Source organism: Janthinobacterium sp. CG_23.4, assembly GCF_029892305.1.
GTDB lineage: Bacteria > Pseudomonadota > Gammaproteobacteria > Burkholderiales > Burkholderiaceae_D > Janthinobacterium > Janthinobacterium lividum_D.
In genome coordinates this window covers 3,945,128-3,960,695 of the sequence record NZ_JARXUX010000001.1, presented here as the reverse complement: position 1 = coordinate 3,960,695, position 15,568 = coordinate 3,945,128, and the positions used below count along the sequence as shown (strand labels likewise).

General features: G+C 58.5%; 14 protein-coding genes and 1 pseudogene. 7 read left to right on the top strand and 8 right to left on the bottom strand.

Going from position 1 to position 15,568, the window contains the following annotated elements; all coding sequences use genetic code 11:
• Positions 1-3: 3 nt before the first annotated feature.
• Positions 4-738 (bottom strand): DDE-type integrase/transposase/recombinase, encoded by a 735-nt coding sequence (locus H4V96_RS17740; RefSeq protein ID WP_196854618.1) that lies wholly within the window; start codon positions 736-738, stop codon positions 4-6.
• Positions 739-825: 87 nt separating this feature from the next.
• On the bottom strand, positions 826-1,215 hold the full coding sequence (locus H4V96_RS17735) for a transposase (RefSeq protein ID WP_280721090.1): 390 nt from the start codon (positions 1,213-1,215) through the stop codon (positions 826-828).
• A 457-nt stretch (positions 1,216-1,672) separates the two neighbouring features.
• Here H4V96_RS17735 and H4V96_RS17730 point away from each other — a divergent pair, with 457 nt between their 5' ends.
• Genes H4V96_RS17730 through H4V96_RS17720 form a run of 3 tightly spaced genes read left to right on the top strand, consistent with a single transcriptional unit; the run spans position 1,673 to position 5,505 of the window.
• Positions 1,673-2,416: an SIR2 family protein gene (locus H4V96_RS17730; RefSeq protein WP_280721089.1), complete on the top strand. Its 744-nt coding sequence runs from the start codon at positions 1,673-1,675 to the stop codon at positions 2,414-2,416.
• On the top strand, positions 2,376-4,922 hold the full coding sequence (locus tag H4V96_RS17725) for a hypothetical protein (protein ID WP_280721088.1): 2,547 nt from the start codon (positions 2,376-2,378) through the stop codon (positions 4,920-4,922). Before H4V96_RS17730 ends, H4V96_RS17725 begins: the two co-directional genes overlap by 41 nt.
• Positions 4,888-5,505 carry a hypothetical protein gene (locus tag H4V96_RS17720; protein ID WP_280721087.1) on the top strand — a complete coding sequence of 206 codons (618 nt, stop codon included), beginning with the start codon at positions 4,888-4,890 and terminating at the stop codon, positions 5,503-5,505. The genes H4V96_RS17725 and H4V96_RS17720 overlap by 35 nt, the downstream gene beginning before the upstream one ends.
• A gap of 60 nt (positions 5,506-5,565) precedes the next feature.
• Here the strand turns inward: H4V96_RS17720 and H4V96_RS17715 are convergent, their stop codons facing one another.
• Complete coding sequence (locus H4V96_RS17715) at positions 5,566-5,688, bottom strand: hypothetical protein (protein WP_280721086.1); 123 nt, start codon at positions 5,686-5,688, stop codon at positions 5,566-5,568.
• A 21-nt stretch (positions 5,689-5,709) separates the two neighbouring features.
• Positions 5,710-6,414 (bottom strand): annotated as a pseudogene (locus tag H4V96_RS17710) (IS5 family transposase); the annotation flags it as partial.
• A gap of 286 nt (positions 6,415-6,700) precedes the next feature.
• Here H4V96_RS17710 and H4V96_RS17705 point away from each other — a divergent pair.
• A complete protein-coding gene (locus H4V96_RS17705) occupies positions 6,701-7,036 on the top strand; it encodes an FKBP-type peptidyl-prolyl cis-trans isomerase (protein WP_010401140.1) in 336 nt (111 codons plus the stop codon).
• A 50-nt stretch (positions 7,037-7,086) separates the two neighbouring features.
• On the opposite strand, the gene H4V96_RS17700 is transcribed toward H4V96_RS17705, so the two are convergent.
• Positions 7,087-7,800 carry a YjjG family noncanonical pyrimidine nucleotidase gene (locus H4V96_RS17700; protein ID WP_196854619.1) on the bottom strand — a complete coding sequence of 238 codons (714 nt, stop codon included), beginning with the start codon at positions 7,798-7,800 and terminating at the stop codon, positions 7,087-7,089.
• Between the two features lie 130 nt (positions 7,801-7,930).
• Between H4V96_RS17700 and H4V96_RS17695 the strand changes: the two genes are divergently transcribed.
• Positions 7,931-8,656 carry a pyridoxine 5'-phosphate synthase gene (locus H4V96_RS17695; RefSeq protein WP_196854620.1) on the top strand — a complete coding sequence of 242 codons (726 nt, stop codon included), beginning with the start codon at positions 7,931-7,933 and terminating at the stop codon, positions 8,654-8,656.
• A gap of 97 nt (positions 8,657-8,753) precedes the next feature.
• On the opposite strand, the gene H4V96_RS17690 is transcribed toward H4V96_RS17695, so the two are convergent.
• From H4V96_RS17690 to H4V96_RS17680, 3 genes are all read right to left on the bottom strand, one after another.
• Positions 8,754-9,245: a DUF4265 domain-containing protein gene (locus H4V96_RS17690; protein WP_196854621.1), complete on the bottom strand. Its 492-nt coding sequence runs from the start codon at positions 9,243-9,245 to the stop codon at positions 8,754-8,756.
• Positions 9,246-9,525: 280 nt separating this feature from the next.
• Positions 9,526-10,188, bottom strand: coding sequence for a hypothetical protein (locus tag H4V96_RS17685; protein ID WP_280721085.1), 663 nt, complete (start codon positions 10,186-10,188; stop codon positions 9,526-9,528).
• A 176-nt stretch (positions 10,189-10,364) separates the two neighbouring features.
• Complete coding sequence (locus H4V96_RS17680; RefSeq protein ID WP_196854860.1) at positions 10,365-11,084, bottom strand: Crp/Fnr family transcriptional regulator; 720 nt, start codon at positions 11,082-11,084, stop codon at positions 10,365-10,367.
• A 568-nt stretch (positions 11,085-11,652) separates the two neighbouring features.
• Between H4V96_RS17680 and H4V96_RS17675 the strand changes: the two genes are divergently transcribed.
• Both H4V96_RS17675 and H4V96_RS17670 read left to right on the top strand, forming a co-directional pair.
• Complete coding sequence (locus tag H4V96_RS17675) at positions 11,653-13,317, top strand: methyl-accepting chemotaxis protein (RefSeq protein WP_196854622.1); 1,665 nt, start codon at positions 11,653-11,655, stop codon at positions 13,315-13,317.
• 433 nt (positions 13,318-13,750) lie between these two features.
• Positions 13,751-15,304: a DEAD/DEAH box helicase gene (locus H4V96_RS17670; RefSeq protein WP_196854623.1), complete on the top strand. Its 1,554-nt coding sequence runs from the start codon at positions 13,751-13,753 to the stop codon at positions 15,302-15,304.
• Positions 15,305-15,568: the final 264 nt, after the last annotated feature.

Genomic DNA, 15,568 nt, shown 5'->3' with positions numbered 1-15,568 from the left:
CAACTACCGGTTATACCAGTGCACAAAGGAACCGACCCATTGGCGTGCTGCCAGTAAGGTTGCAGACGGGCGTCGCGGATACGCTGGTCGATACTTCAACGTCTTGAACAGCGCTTCGGAGTACGGGCTGTCATTGCTGACGGCCGGTCGGCTGAACGATGGCGCCACGCCAAGCTCCTGTAACGTGGCCAGCATGCTTGCACCTTTCATAGGGCTACCATTATCTGAGTGCAGCACCACCTGGTCAGGGGCGATTCGCTCACGGGCACAGATGTCGCGCATCACTTCGCTCGCCAGGTCCGAGCTTTCAGCGTTGTAGATCTGCCAGCCAACGATTTTACGGCTGTAAATGTCCATGAACAGGTACAGGTAAAAGTAAATGCCTTTGACGTCTGTAGGCAAATAGGTGATATCCCAGCTGAACAACTGGCCGGACGCAGTCGCCCTCAAGGCGCGCGGTTTGCTGCGTGCCTTGGCCGGCTGCATGGCACTACGGTGCTTGAGTTGACCTGTCGCCTTCAAGAAGCGGTGGAACGTCGATTCGGATGCGATATACACGCCCTGGTCGGCCAGGCGCGGCACGATCTGGCCCGGTGGAAGATGACCAAATTCGACCGAGTTGGCGACCGTCAGAACCTGTTCTCGTTCCTGATCGCTGAGACGGTTTTTCGGCGTCTGCACCCGCTCTGGACGGCCATCGCCAATGCCCTTGATCGCGTCGTTCTTCCAGCGCTGCAAGGTGCGTCCGCTTAACGAAATGACCTCGCACGCACGCTCCTGCTTCGGCGATCATCGTCATCACATTGTCGCGCTGCAGGATCGAGGTCATTTGTCCTCGTTTTCCTGTTTGAGTACTCGCAACTCGGCGGTGCCGGAAACAGCGTCTTTGCTTGGCGCGCAAAAGGCGGCCTGCCAGCTCGTTAAATGGTGCGAGAAGATGCCTTTTTCGCGGCACCAGGCCTGCTTCGCTTCCATCGATAGCCCATGAGTTTCCTGCAGTGCCGCAAGCTGCTCGGCAGCTGTCCAATCCTGTGGCCGTTTCTCTACTGCGCCAGCGACGGCACTGGCGTTGATTGATTTATTTTTCATCCAATATTTTAACGTATGGTGATTCACGTTCAGCTCCTCGGCCACCGCATTGACCGATTTGCTGCCGCGTGAAAATACCTTCACCAAGGCTTGCTCAATAAATGCTTCAGGGTATTTTGTCGTCATTGTTGTCTCTCGTTGATAGTCACTTCCGAGGCAACAACCAGCTGGCATTCAAATCTGCGCCACTGCGCTGAACTCAGTTCCGACTCGACCAATCAACACGCCGCTACAGCGATAAAATTGATCAGGAGGATACCGGACAGGTAGTCTGACACATAGGGCTAGAGGCGAAATCACATTCCGAAATTCCTATGTGGTTTCGCTGCCATAGGTCAGCTCCGTCTTCTCTGTTTGACCGCTAGCTGAGCTTGAAAGTGTTCAAAAAACGGTGGTTTCCTGGACATCAAGAATTTTCTTGCCGAACATTGCCGTAATAGCTATCAAACTGATTATATTTCTATAATTTTTCAACGTCTTCCACCTATCAATGAATCAATGTGTGCTGCTGTTCACTAATACATTTGTCAATGTCGCACCGCTGTTCGCGACGCTTGGGCAGTTTTTTACTGAAAGGCATTGAGTGCAGTTCGTCCCCCACGGTCCCGATATCCCCGATACACTCTTGCAAGCGCACGAGGAAGGCCGTGTGGTGTTTTTCTGTGGCGCTGGCGTTTCTTATCCCGCCGGTCTGCCAAGTTTCAAAGGTCTGGTGGAAGATATCTACCGGCTGAGCGGCACGGCGCTCTCAGATGTCGAGCACGCGGCGTTCGAGCGCGGGCAGTTCGATGCCACACTAGATCTGCTGGAGCGGCGTCTACCTGGACAGCGGTTGGCCGTCCGTCGTGCATTGGTGCAGGCATTGAAGCCTAAACTCCGCCGCAAGGGGGCCATCGATACACAGACGGCGCTGTTGCGCCTGGCTCGCAGCCGCGAGGGGGCGCTTCGTCTGGTCACCACCAACTTCGACCGCGTATTTCACGTGGCGGGCAAACGCACGGGCCAAATTTTTCAAACCTACGCAGCACCGATGTTGCCGATCCCAAAAAACAGTCGCTGGAACGGGCTGGTCTATCTGCACGGTCTATTATCCGAGAAGGTGGACGACACGGACCTGAACCGCCTAGTTGTTACCAGTGGTGATTTCGGTTTGGCCTACCTCACCGAACGCTGGGCGGCACGCTTTGTGAGTGAGCTGTTTCGCAACTACGTGGTCTGCTTTGTAGGCTACATGCATCAACGACCCGGTACTGCGCTATATGATGGATGCACTAGCAGCAGACCGGATGCTGGGCGAAGCCACGCCTCAGGCTTGGGCGCTGGGTGATTGTGAGTCAGGGCAGGAGTCTAGGAAGACAATCGATTGGGAAGCCAAGGGCGTCACGCCCATCCTCTATAACGTACATGCAGGTAGCGACGGTCATTCAGCGTTGCACCAGACTCTGCACGCTTGGGCAGACACTTACCGAGATGGAGTGCAGGGCAAGGAAGCAATCATCGTCAAACATGCCCTAGCCCGGCCACAAGACAGCGCGCAGTCAGACAACTTCGTCGGCCGGATGCTGTGGTCCTTGTCGGATAAATCTGGACTGCCGGCCAAACGATTTGCTGATTTCAACCCGGTCCCATCACTGGATTGGCTACTGGAATCTTTGGCGGATGAGCGTTTTGGGCACGGCGACCTGGCGCGATTTGATGTGCCGCCGCGCGAAGAGACCGATGCGAAACTGCGCTTCAGCCTGATTCGTAGGCCCGCACCGTATGACCACGCCCAACCTATGCTGCTGGCCTCAGGAGGCGTCACCGGCAGCCAGTGGGATGACGTTATGTTCCACTTGGCCCGCTGGCTGGTGCGTCATCTGAATGACGCGAGACTGCTCATATGGGTTGCTGAGCGAGGTGGGCAGTTGCACGACCGCTGGACTTGGCTGATCGAACACGAACTAGATCGCTTTGCTTCACTGGAGCGTGACGGCAAAACATCCGAGTTGAATGAAATTCGCTTGCACGCCCCCATGTCCGTTCCTAGCCCCTTGATGCGCACCTTATGGCGCCTTCTGCTGAGCGGTCGAGTGAAATCACCGTGGCACGATCCCGATCTGTATCGCTGGCAGGGACGTCTCAAGCGAGAGGGGCTGACCACCACACTGCGCCTGGAGTTGCGCGAACTGCTCGCGCCTATGGTAGCCTTGAAGAAGCCGTTTCGCTGGACCGAGGGCGACACGAGTACTGACGAACCCACGCGGATCAGGCATTTAGTGGACTTGGAACTCGTGCTGGCCGTTGATCATGTGCATTCGACTCTGCGTGACCTCGCCGACGAGCACTGGGTGACTGCCTTGCCATTGCTGCTTGAGGACTTACAGCAACTGCTGCGGGATGCGTTGGACCTCTCGCGCGAGCTGGGTGAGGCCGATGACCGCAGCGACCGCTCTCACTGGCATCTTCCCTCCATCACACCACACTGGCAAAACCGGGGTTTCCACGACTGGGTGAGTCTGATCGAATTGCTGCGAGATGCGTGGATCGCAGTTCGTGGAAACGACGGTGCGCGCGCGACGCGAATTGCGCATGCCTGGTTCGAGTTATCGTATCCTTCCTTCAAACGCTTGGCCCTGTTTGCCGCCAGCCAGGATGACTGCATCCCGCCTGAGCATTGGGTAGATTGGCTATTGGCCGACGGCACGTGGTGGCTGTGGTCCACGGACACCGGACGGGAGGTGTTTAGATTGTTCGTTCTGCAGGGGCGGCAGTTGGCGGGAAGCGTTCAGGAACGTTTGGAGGCGGCCCTCCTTGCAGGCCCGCCACGCGAAATGTATCGGGATGATTTGGAGCCGGATCGGTGGCAAGAAATAGTGGCTCGCTCCGTTTGGTTGCATCTGGCCAAACTGAACGTATCGGGCCTCGCGTTGGGGGCGACCGCAGCGGCTCGCCTGGCAGACCTGTCCAATGATAATCCACAATGGCAGCTGGCAGCCAACGAGCGTGACGAGTTCTCGCACTGGATGAGTGGTATCGGTGATCCGGACTATGAGGACAGTCGTGATGTCGATATTGCACCTCGAAAGCGGCGTGATATTGTTCAATGGCTGAGAAAGCCGGTATCCGAACAGCGGCCGTTTTACGAAGATACATGGCGCGACGTTTGCAGCACCCGCTTCTTTCACAGCCTGCTCGCGCTAAGCGATCTGGCACAGGATGGCGTATGGCCGGCCGGCCGCTGGCGCGAGGCACTGCAGGCCTGGGCCGAAGAAGGCGCGGTTTTGCGCTCCTGGCAGTACGCCGCACCGCTGGTGCGGACCATGCCCGATACCGTACTTCAGGAGACTGCACATGCTGTCACTTGGTGGATAGAGGCCGCATCCAAGTCGAGCAGCCGCCACGAGGACATTCTGCTTGATCTGTGCCGCCGTGTGCTGGAGTTACCGCTGGAAGCAGACGCAGGTTCTCGCATCATCCGAAATGACGTCGAAACCTATGACCCTGTCGGTTCCGCGATCAACCACCCCGTCGGGCATGTCACGCAAGCCCTAATCAATCTGTGGTTCAAACGGAACCCCAACGACAATGATCTACTTCCAGCCGATATTGGCCCCGTCTTCACCAACTTGTGCGATATGCGTGTGGACCGGTTCCGCCACGGCCGTGTACTGCTGGGATCGCGACTGATCGCATTTTTCCGTGTAGATCGCCCTTGGACCGAGCAATACTTGTTGCCAGCTGTTCAGCTGGAGCAATCCAGTCGAAGCAAAAGCCGTGTGGGAAGGCTTCCTCTGGTCGCCACGCTTGTACCAGCCCTTGTTGGCGGCTTTCAAACCGCAGTTCCTGGATAGCGCAAACCACTATGCCGATCTTGGCGAGCACCGCCAGCAGTTCGCGGCGTTTCTAACATATGCGGCATTGGGCCCGACTGATGGATATGCAGTGGAGGAATTCCGATCGGCGATTGGCAAGCTGCCGCAAGCAGGGCTGGAAGAATCCGCAACGGCGCTTTCGCAAGCGCTTGAAAGTGCCGCCGATCAGCGTGAGGACTATTGGAAGAACCGCGCCCAGCCGTTCTGGCAACAGGTCTGGCCTAAGTCTCGCGACCTGGCCACCCCAAGAATCGCTGAATCACTGGCCCGGCTGGTCGTTGCCGCCCGGGGCGAATTCTCGACGGCCTTGGCTGCTGTGAAGGACTGGCTGCGACCTATTGAACACCCGCACTACGTCGTACATAAACTGCACGAATCTGACCTGTGCAGACGATTCCCTGTGGAAGCATTACAGCTACTGAATGCCGTGATTGCCGACCAACAGTGGGGCCCCCGGGAGTTGGGGCAATGCCTGGACGAGGTCGTCCAAGCAGTACCGCAGCTTGCGCAAGATGCCCGTTATCTACGGCTCCGAGAGTATTCTCGGAAGCGGGGGATTTGATTTGACGGTGCGGCTTCACGCCGCAGTGCGATCATGAACTATAAGGAGGCCAGTCAATCGTCAAACACGCCGCAGCAAGTCGTCGGTGAACTCAAGGCGTATCGAGGCTTTCAGATGCTCCAACTTTTCCGTCAGGCGCCCCAGTTTATTGTTGGGCAGCGCCTTGCGTTTGGAGCGCTTCATGGCCACGTGCCATGTCACCTACTTGCCGATGTTTTCGGGTCGTTTTTCCACGCCCTGGTAGCCGGCGTCGCCGAACGCGGCGCTCTCGCCGCCGTGCAGCAGCGCGTGCGCCTGCGTCACGTCGGCAACGTTGCCGGCCGTGCCGATGACGGTATGCAGCAGGCCAGACGCGGCGTCCACGCCGACGTGGGCCTTCATGCCAAGGTGCCAGTCATTGCCCTTTTTCGACTGGTGCATCTCCGGATCACGCTTGCCGTCCTTGTTTTTGGTGGACGGCGGCGCGGCGATCAGCGTGGCGTCGACGATGGTGCCTTCGCGCATCATCAGACCCTTCTCGGCCAAGTGCCCGTTGATCGTGTCGAAAATCTGGCGCGTCAGCGCGTTGGCTTCCAGAAGATGGCGGAACTTCAGCAAGGTCGTCGCGTCCGGCGCCGACTCGCGGCCCAGATCGATGCCGACAAAGGCGCGAATCGATTGGCTGTCGTAGATTGCGTCTTCGATGCCTTCGTCAGACAATCCAAAGCATTGCTGGGCCACATACATGCGCAGCATGCGCGCCAATCCAATCGGTGGCCGGCCAGCACCCTCGACCTTCGGATAGAACGGCTCGATCAGCTTGTGCAGCTTGCCCCACGGCGTCACGCTGTCGATTTCGGCCAGGAAGCGGTCGCGCCGCGTTAGTTTCTTCTTGGCGGCGTATTCGAGGTCGGAGAAGCTCTTTTGCATGATCGATGGCGGACGGTGGCGATACCGTTATTGTCTCAGGTCAAACCGCAGCAGGGAACGGTACCAGATGAATAAATCAGTGCCTCCTTAGGTGTTTTTTAGCGGTGGAATGCTGGTTTCGGACGGGGGGATATGGCGGACTCATAATCCGTTGGTGCCGTGTTCGACTCACGGGAGGCCCACCAGAATTTCGCAGCAATAGATCAAGCCCCGGCGGGTGACTGCCGGGGCTTTTTTCGTGCTGCCGTACAATCGCGGCTTGCTGATTGATGAAAGATGAAACGAGATGACGGCTGAAGTGAAGATTGACGATATCGTGCTGGGCGATGGCAAGGCGGCGGCGCGTGGTGCCCTGATCACTGCCCATTACCGGGGCTGGCTGGAAGACGGCACGGAGTTTGACTCGTCGCATAAGCGGGGTGAGCCTTTTCGCTGTGTGCTGAGCAATAACAAGGTCATCCAGGGCTGGATTGTGGGTTTGCAGGGCATGCAGGTCGGTGGTACGCGCAAGCTGTGGGTGCCGGCGGCGCTGGCGTATGGTGAGCGCCAGGTGGGCTTGATAGCGCCACATTCCAACTTGATCTTCGAGATTGCATTGTTGGAAGTGCTGACGCGCGATTGATGTGCTGCGTGCCGCTGCCAACGTATGTCAGGTGCTGCGCTGGTGCAAGATCAAGCCTGCTTGAGCTTGACTTGCACTATGTCCAGCGCTGGCACGATGTCATGCAGGCTGGCCACTTCATAGGTGGGCAAGGCGGCTGAGGTATTGGCCAGGCCATCCGGATTAAACCAGCAACTGTCTATGCCATAGCGGTTGGCACCGAGGATGTCGGCGTCCAGCCTGTCGCCGATGATGATCGATGTTTCCTTGCTGAAGGTGCGCGCCATCTTGGTCGCATACTCGAAGAAGCGCACGTCCGGCTTGGCGTGGCCGCATGCTTCGGAGGTGGCGACGAAGGAGATGAAGTCGCTCAGGCCGGAGGCGGCGATGCGGCGGTTTTGGATGGATTCGACGCCATTGGTGACGATGCCCACTTCGCCGATACGCGACAGCGTTTCGCACACTTGCTTGGCGCCATTGATCAGTACGACCGTGTCCGGCAGCGATTCCAGATACAGACGGCTGGCCAGTTCTGGAGCGAGGTCTATGCCGCTCAGTGCAAACGTTTTGCGGAAGCGCTCCACTTTCAGGAAGTCCTTGCTCACGTCGCCCGTTTCGAAACGTTTCCACAGGTCGACGTTGATCGCCTGGTATTGCGCGAACAGGGCCTCGATGTCGTCGCGCAGCCCCAGTTCGTGCATGGTGTGCAGGAACGAGCGTTTTTCGGAAGCCTTGAAATCGAGCAGGGTATCGTCCAGGTCAAGCAGGAATAGCTGGTAGGTCATGGTATGTGTTGAATTCGTGGAAATTTGTCTTGCATCGTAGCACGTAGCGACGCGTTCGGTTGGCCATCGCCTGCGCGCGCGATCCGCTACAATCGCTGTCAGACTCGTCACTTTCACTCAATACCTGCCCATGACCCAGCTCTCCGTTAACGTTAATAAAATCGCCCTGCTGCGTAATTCGCGCGGCCGCAATTTCCCCGACTTGCTCGCGTTTTCCGAGCGCTTTCTCGACCTGGGCGCCGCCGGCATCACGCTGCACCCACGCCCTGATCAGCGCCATGCGCGCTACGACGATGTTGCCCCGTTGCAGCGCCTGTGCGCGCAGCGGGGACGCGAGCTGAATGTGGAGGGCTACCCGACGGCGCAGTTTTTGGATGTGGTGAAAAGCGCGCGTCCGGCGCAATGCACGCTGGTGCCCGACATGCCGGGCCAGTTGACGTCCGACCACGGTTGGGATATTGAACAGCATGCGGCGTTGTTGCGTCCCGCCATTGCGCAATTGAACGACCTGGGCATCCGCGTCAGCCTGTTTGTCGATGCCGACTATTCTGCGCTGGAGTGGGCGCGCGAGGTGGGGGCGGCGCGCGTGGAACTGTACACGGAGCGGTTTGCCGAGAGTTACGGCAGCGCGCAGGCCGATGCCGTATTTGACACGTATCTACAGGCGGCGCGGCGGGCACAGGCGCTGGGCCTGGGCGTCAATGCCGGGCACGACCTCGATTTGCACAACCTGGCGCGTTTCCTCGACATACCCGGCATCCTGGAAGTGTCGATCGGCCACGCGCTGGTGGTGGAATGCCTGGAACTGGGCATGGAAAAGGTACTCGGCCGCTACCTTGAGATATGCCAATCGTAGGATGCTTGGGCGGCGACGCTGGCCAGCCGCTGCAGTCTGAGTGGGGCTGGTAGGAGCACAGCCTTGTGCCATGGTCCTGCCTGGCGCACGAGCATGCTTACCTATCTACCCACCAGTACAGCAAGGTTTCATCATCGTCGTCATTGAGATTGGCGTAGATATTGGAGAAGTACCATTCCACGCCCGTCGCCGTGCGGAAGGCGTCGAAGGGGCCGTTGACGTTGTAGATGCCGTGGTGTCCGGGCACGCTGAAGGTGAGATTGCCATTGTATTGGCCATCCATGGTGCCACCCAGCTGGCTTTGCACCTCGCGTTCGAGCTGCTCCACCGCTTCTTGCGGCACGTCGTCGGCGTAGATCTGGATGCAGAAGTTGCCGCCGCGCTTCAGTACTTCGGCGGGGGCGAGCGGGTCGGCGATGCTGACGATGTCGCCGCGCGCCAGGTTCAGGGTCAGGCCGGGCGAGGCCAGTAGTTCGTAGACGTGTTCGTCAATCTGGCGTGCCGGCAGGGATTCATACACGGGGCCGTTTGTGTTCTCTCCTGCCAATACGCGGATATGCGGCAAGCCTTCGCAATTGATGTCTTCCATTCATTCTTTCATCGTGCCTGCGTCTTGCGATGTGCGTCGCGCCAGGGGGGGGGGGGGTGGCAACATTGTACCGGCTACTTGCCAGTTGGCCGGGTACGGCCGGTGTATCGACCATTTGCCGCTGTTGCGCGTATTCCAGGCGCGCCTTTGTGCCCGAGTACCACGCGTTTGACGCTGCCCGGCCTGCAGCGCTCTTCAGAATACGGAATATAAAAAAAGCACGCCGCAGCGTGCCTTGAGCGCGCGCCTGGCGGCCGATATGCCAGGCCGAAGAACCCGCTTAGTAGCGATAGCTGAGGCTGATGCGCAGTACTGGGTAGGCCTTGAAATCCTTGACCTTGTCGGCCAGTTTGGCGTTTTCAGCAGCCACGTCTGTTTTCAACGCAGCGCACACCAACGGGTCGCAGCCGCTGTTGCTCAGCGCCGTCTTGGGCGCGCCCTGGAACAGGACGCCGATGTCGCTGGAAATACCCCAGCCAGCCTCTTTCACAGCATTGCCCCAGCCGATGCCAATGTAGGGCGCGACTTTACGAAAATCGATGGTGCCGTCCAGCTGGCCCGCACTGGCCGCCGTGTAGGTGTTGCCGTTCAGTGTGTAGCTGCCAGTCTTGTTCGGTTTACCCTTGGCATCGATTTTATTGCCGTTATACACCACGCCTGCGCTCACGCGGAAGGCGCCGTCCGTGGGGAAGTAGTCGAGCAGGGCATCGAAGGTTCGCAGCTTGAGTTTCAGCTGGTAGTCGACATCGTCGGTGCTGGAGTTGTAGGAGTAGTTCAGGAAGCCGACGCCAAAACGGGCATGCAGATTCGATGGCAGTGGTACGCTGAGGTGCGCGCCGACGCCAGTCGTACCCAGGTCGGCCGTGATGCCTACTTCCGCCTGGGCTTGGCTTGCACAGAATATGCCAGCCAGCAAGGCGACAATCATAGGGGGCTGTTTCATGCTGACGCTCTCCAGTTGTTAGTCAAACCACGTAGTAAATAAGCCGATGAAAGTCAGTATTTCCATGCTGCAATTTCTATGGGGATCATAGAGGCTGAAATAGTGCAAGGCAAGACTGGCGTTGCAAGGTGTTGCTTTCCTGTCGCAACGCCCTGCAGTTGTGTACTTCGTGCTGCTTAGTTTGGTGCGCTGATGCCGTTGCGAAACTGCTCGAAACCGGCACGGGCGGCCTTGTAGCAATTGCCGGCGGCCTTTTCCAGGCCTTCCCGGTCAAGTACCTCGACCGTGCCGCGGCGGTACTGGATCAAGCCTTCGTCCTGCAGCTTGCGCGCCGTGACGGTAACGCTTTCGCGGCGTACACCCAGCATATTGGCCATGGTGTCTTGCGTGACCTTCAGCTCGTTCGACAGGGAACGGTCAAGGCGGTCCAGCAGCCAGCGGCACAGTTTCTGTTCGATGCTGCAATGACGCCCGCCCACCACGTTCTGTGCCATTTGCGCAAACATGGCGCTGGTGTAGCGCATCAGCAATTGCGCCAGCGCGCCGCCTTCATTGAACACTTCGCGCAGGAACGTGGTTTTCAGGCGATAGCCGTAGCCAGCGGTTTGCACGATGGCGGTACAGGTGGCGCGCTCGGCCTCGTACAGCACCACGCCAGCGACGCCTTCGCGGCCGATGACGGCGATTTCGGTGGTGGCGCCGTCTTCCATGACATACAACAGGGAAACGATGGCATTGGTAGGGAAGTACGTGTATTCAATCTTGCCGCCGCAATCGAATAAATGCTTGCCGGCAGGTAAGGCGACCAGTTCCAACTGGCAAAACAGGCGTTCCAAGTCGGCGCGCGACAGGGCGCGCAGTAATTCGTTCTGTTGCGCGCCCGTGATGCTGATCATCGGCGTTGCCCGCGCGGCGAGCCAGTTGTGCTGGGCGGCGGCGTGGCTATTTGTTGCTGGTGTCAGGTTGCTATAAGCTTTGTACATGGTAGGGCCTCATCTTATGATCTTGTTGGATGGCGCTGCTTTTCTGGCTTGCTAGCGTTGTGCTCAATCTGCTATTCACTATAGGACCCGGGGACGTGGATGGGCATCAGATGAGCCGACGTGCTTATGTAGGCTAGGAACATTGCCTCGTGTCATCCGACTCCTACGCACGGCTTTTCATTTTTCCGCGATTGGAAACAACGGTGGCTGCGAAAAGTGTGATGTGCAGCGCGCCAGGCACGAATTTAGGCCGCAGGCAGCAGGCAAACCACGCTGCGTGCTACGACGACGGTGATAAAATGTTGGCACGAAGAAATTTGACGCGCGTTTCGATAGGAGATACGGCGCCTACTCTTCAGTCTTGCCCACTTCCGCTTCCTCCTGCGACGCTTGCCATGGTCGCCTCACTGCCCGCCCCGCGCCTGTGCCGCTGTGTGCGCCTGTCTTGTCCCGTATGTCCGCCTAATGAAGAAAGCAACACATGAAATGGTTTTTTGATTTGAAAATCGCCACCAAGCTGATTTTGTCGTTTGGTGCCGTGCTGTTGTTGACGGCGGCTTTGGGCGTGTCGGCGATCTTTTCCATGGCACGCATCAATACCGCGTCGACGGATCTATCCGCCAACTGGATGCCCAGCGTGCTGGCAGCCATGTCCATGCGCAGCGATGTCAGCGATTTTCGCCGTTGGGAACTGGCGCATATGCTGGCCGCGCAGGATGCCGACATGGCATTGAATGAAGCGCGCATGACGCAAACGCAGGCCAAGTTGAAAGCCGATGGTGACAACTATCGACGCCTGATTTCGGAACCGGGTGAGCAAGAAATCTTTGATCGCTTCCTGGCGCTCAACGATGAATTCATGCGCTTGCACGCAAGCATGTTGAGCCTGTCGCGCGAGATGAAAAAGGAAGACGCGCGCGCGCTGGCTGTAGGGACGTCGGCCAAGGTCATGACAGAGATGATGCTGGTCCTCGATAAAATGGTGTCCATCAATACGGACGGCGGCGCGCGCTCGACTGCCAGTGCCGATGCCACGTATGCGGCCTCGCGCGCCAGCCTGATCGGCTTGCTGATCGGCGCCGTCGTCATCGGCATATTGTTGGCGCTGTGGGTCGCGCGCAGCGTGGCGCGTCCGCTGATTGCGGCCGTGGGCGTGGCGCGCCAGGTGGCGGCCGGCGACTTGACGGCGCATATTGTTGTGCAATCGAAAGATGAAACGGGGCAATTGATGCAAGCCCTGAAAGACATGAATGCCAGCCTGCAGAACCTGGTAGGCCAGGTGCGTAGCGGCACTGATAACATCGCCACGGCGTCGAGCCAGATTGCCGCTGGCAACCAGGATTTGTCGTCGCGCACGGAGCAGCAGGCCAGTTCCCTGGAAGAAACGGCCTCATCGATGGAAGAGCTGACTTCGACCGTGAAGCAGAATGCGGACAATGCGCGCCAGGCTAACACCATGGCGCTGAGCTCGTCGAGCATCGCCATCGAGGGTGGCAAGGTCGTCAGCGAAGTGGTCGGCACGATGGCGTCGATCAATGCGTCGTCGCGCAAGATCGTCGATATCATCGCTGTCATCGACGGTATTGCTTTCCAGACCAATATCCTGGCCCTGAATGCCGCCGTCGAAGCTGCGCGTGCCGGCGAGGATGGACGCGGCTTTGCTGTCGTGGCCACGGAAGTGCGCAACCTGGCGCAACGCTCGGCAGCGGCGGCCAAGGATATCAAGGTCTTGATCGGTGATTCCGTCGAGAAAGTCGAGGCGGGCTCAAAACTGGTGGACCAGGCGGGCCGCTCGATGGATGACATCGTTGCCAGCATTACCCGGGTGACGGACATCATGAGCGAGATCACGGCTGCCAGCAGCGAGCAGAGCGTCGGGATCGAGCAGGTCAACCAGGCCATCGCTCAAATGGATCAAGTGACGCAGCAAAATGCGGCCTTGGTGGAAGAGGCGGCCGCGGCGGCCGAAGCCATGCAGGAGCAGGCGGCCAGCCTGAGTGCCGTGGTGAGCATTTTCAAGCTCGACGGTGCCAATGCTGCCATGAGCGTGCCGCGCGCGCGCGTCAAGGCGCCGGCAGTGGCAACGCGTCAATTGTCCGGTACAGTGCGTGGTACGACGCCAGTAGATGAGTGGGAAAGCTTCTAATGTCGCTTAATTAAGCTAAATTAAGCTAAATTAAGCGCGTTTGCGCGGTTTCTGGATGCCGTTGCTGGCGCTGCTGCCGTGCCCTCAATCGGCGTTGGCATGGGCGCTGGTATCGATGGTATTCGGGCTTGCCATCGCTGGAACGCTTTTTGCTCGAAAATCACGGTTTCCGTGTACAGTTGCGGTGAATTAGGGTATCGTTTACAGCACTGATATTGTATCTTCTGCGCGCGATGTTCCGCCGGCGCGATCTCCGCCGCCATCGCAGCACATCTCTTCGACGCTCCCGCATACGCCCTATAGCATGTCCCGGAGCACGGAGGTGCCGCAAGAACGATGATCCATGGCTTGCAAGACGGAGCTGCCTGTGCCCCGAAATGTTGTTTATTGAGAAAGCATGGCTTCCGCAGTGCGGAGGCACACCAGAAAATTTATGTCTGAAACCGAATCGACTCCTACGCCCAGTCCGGCGATTGCCCCTGAAGCTGCGCCCGTTACCGCTGCCCCCGCACCTGCCGCACCCGTTGCCCCTGGCCTGACTTTTGCTGACTTTGGCCTCGCGCCTGAAATCCAGCGCGCACTGACCGATCAAGGCTACACCCACCCGACACCGATCCAGGAACAGGCGATTCCCGTGGTGCTGCAAGGCCGCGATGTGATGGGTGCCGCGCAAACGGGCACCGGCAAGACAGCCGGCTTTTCCTTGCCGATCATCCAGTTGCTGATGGCGCATGCCAGCAGCAGCATGTCGCCGGCGCGCCATCCGGTGCGCGCGCTGATCCTCACGCCGACCCGAGAGCTGGCGGTGCAGGTGGCTGAAAACGTCAAGGCCTACGCCAAGCACACGCCATTGCGTTCGACTGTCGTTTTCGGCGGCATGGACATGAAACCGCAAACCGTCCTCCTGCGCGGGGGCGTGGAAATCGTCATCGCCACGCCGGGCCGCTTGCTCGATCATATCGAACAAAAAAACATTAGCCTGAGCCAGGTGCAGATGCTGGTCATGGATGAAGCGGACCGCATGCTCGACATGGGTTTCTTGCCGGACTTGCAGCGCATCATCAACTTGCTGCCGAAACAGCGCCAGAACCTGATGTTCTCGGCGACGTTCTCGCCAGAAATCAAGAAGCTGGCGGCAACTTTCCTCAACGATCCGCTGACGATCGAAGTGGCGCGCAGCAACCAGACGGCTGACAAGGTCACGCAAGTGGTCTACAAGGTGAGCGAAGACCAGAAGCATGCCCTGGTTGCCCATCTGCTGCGCCAGCGCGACCTGAAGCAGGTCATCGTATTCTCGAACACCAAGATCGGCGCCTCGCGCCTGGCCCGCGTGCTGGAACAGGAAGGCATGAGCGCCACGGCGATTCATGGCGACAAGAGCCAGCAGGAACGCATGGCGGCGCTGGAAGCGTTCAAGAAGGGCGAAATCGACGTGCTGGTCGCTACCGACGTGGCCGCGCGTGGCCTCGATATTTCCGACTTGCCGTGCGTCATCAACTTCGACTTGCCCTACAACGCCGAAGACTATGTGCACCGCATCGGCCGCACGGGCCGCGCCGGCGCTTCGGGCGACGCCATTTCGATTTATTCGGATAAAGACGAGCGCTTGCTGGCCGATATCGAAAAACTCATCAAGCAAAGCATCAAGCGCGGTGAATTGACGGGCTTCAATCCCGCTCCCGCCCGCAGCAGCGACAGTGAACGCCGTCCGCCGCGTCGCAGCGAAGGTGGCGAAGCGCGTCCCGTGCGCGCGCCCGAGAGCCGCCCGGCTGGTGACAGCCGCGACAGTCGCGATAGCCGTTCGGTCGAGCGTAGTGCGCGCCCTGCCTTTGGTCCCGGCGCACGCCGCGAAAAGGCCGATCCCTGGTTCCTGAAGCCGTATGAGCCAGCCAAGGCGGCAGCCCCGGCTGTCGCCAGTACGGCGCCGGTCGCGGTCAAGCCGAAGCAGAAGGTGGCGGCCTTGCTGGGTGGGTTGACGAAGCGCTAGATTTGTTGTTATTTCGCCTACTTTTCTGTAGGCATTTTCATCTTGTGCGACATAAAATGTCGCACTTCTGTATATTCTTTATCGCTGCTGACAATAGCTTTATTTCATCTGTACTCTATATTTTGGGAAACTGCTTTGCTTGTAAATGTTCCTAGATATCTGGAAGATTTTATATGGTAATCCAACGCTCAGTAAATTATAATTGCCTTAACAGTAACGGGCAATTCGCCTACCTTACTTTAAGTGGGCGATGAAATTTCATTG

Coding starts and splice junctions, on each gene's coding strand:
- H4V96_RS17735 (WP_280721090.1), bottom strand. CDS start 1,215: ATGACGACAAAATACCCTGAAGCATTTATTGAGCAAGCCTTGGTGAAG.
- H4V96_RS17725 (WP_280721088.1), top strand. CDS start 2,376: ATGCTGGGCGAAGCCACGCCTCAGGCTTGGGCGCTGGGTGATTGTGAG.
- H4V96_RS17715 (WP_280721086.1), bottom strand. CDS start 5,688: ATGAAGCGCTCCAAACGCAAGGCGCTGCCCAACAATAAACTGGGGCGC.
- H4V96_RS17705 (WP_010401140.1), top strand. CDS start 6,701: ATGACGGCTGAAGTGAAGATTGACGATATCGTGCTGGGCGATGGCAAG.
- H4V96_RS17700 (WP_196854619.1), bottom strand. CDS start 7,800: ATGACCTACCAGCTATTCCTGCTTGACCTGGACGATACCCTGCTCGAT.
- H4V96_RS17695 (WP_196854620.1), top strand. CDS start 7,931: ATGACCCAGCTCTCCGTTAACGTTAATAAAATCGCCCTGCTGCGTAAT.
- H4V96_RS17690 (WP_196854621.1), bottom strand. CDS start 9,245: ATGGAAGACATCAATTGCGAAGGCTTGCCGCATATCCGCGTATTGGCA.
- H4V96_RS17685 (WP_280721085.1), bottom strand. CDS start 10,188: ATGAAACAGCCCCCTATGATTGTCGCCTTGCTGGCTGGCATATTCTGT.
- H4V96_RS17680 (WP_196854860.1), bottom strand. CDS start 11,084: ATGATCAGCATCACGGGCGCGCAACAGAACGAATTACTGCGCGCCCTG.
- H4V96_RS17675 (WP_196854622.1), top strand. CDS start 11,653: ATGAAATGGTTTTTTGATTTGAAAATCGCCACCAAGCTGATTTTGTCG.
- H4V96_RS17670 (WP_196854623.1), top strand. CDS start 13,751: ATGTCTGAAACCGAATCGACTCCTACGCCCAGTCCGGCGATTGCCCCT.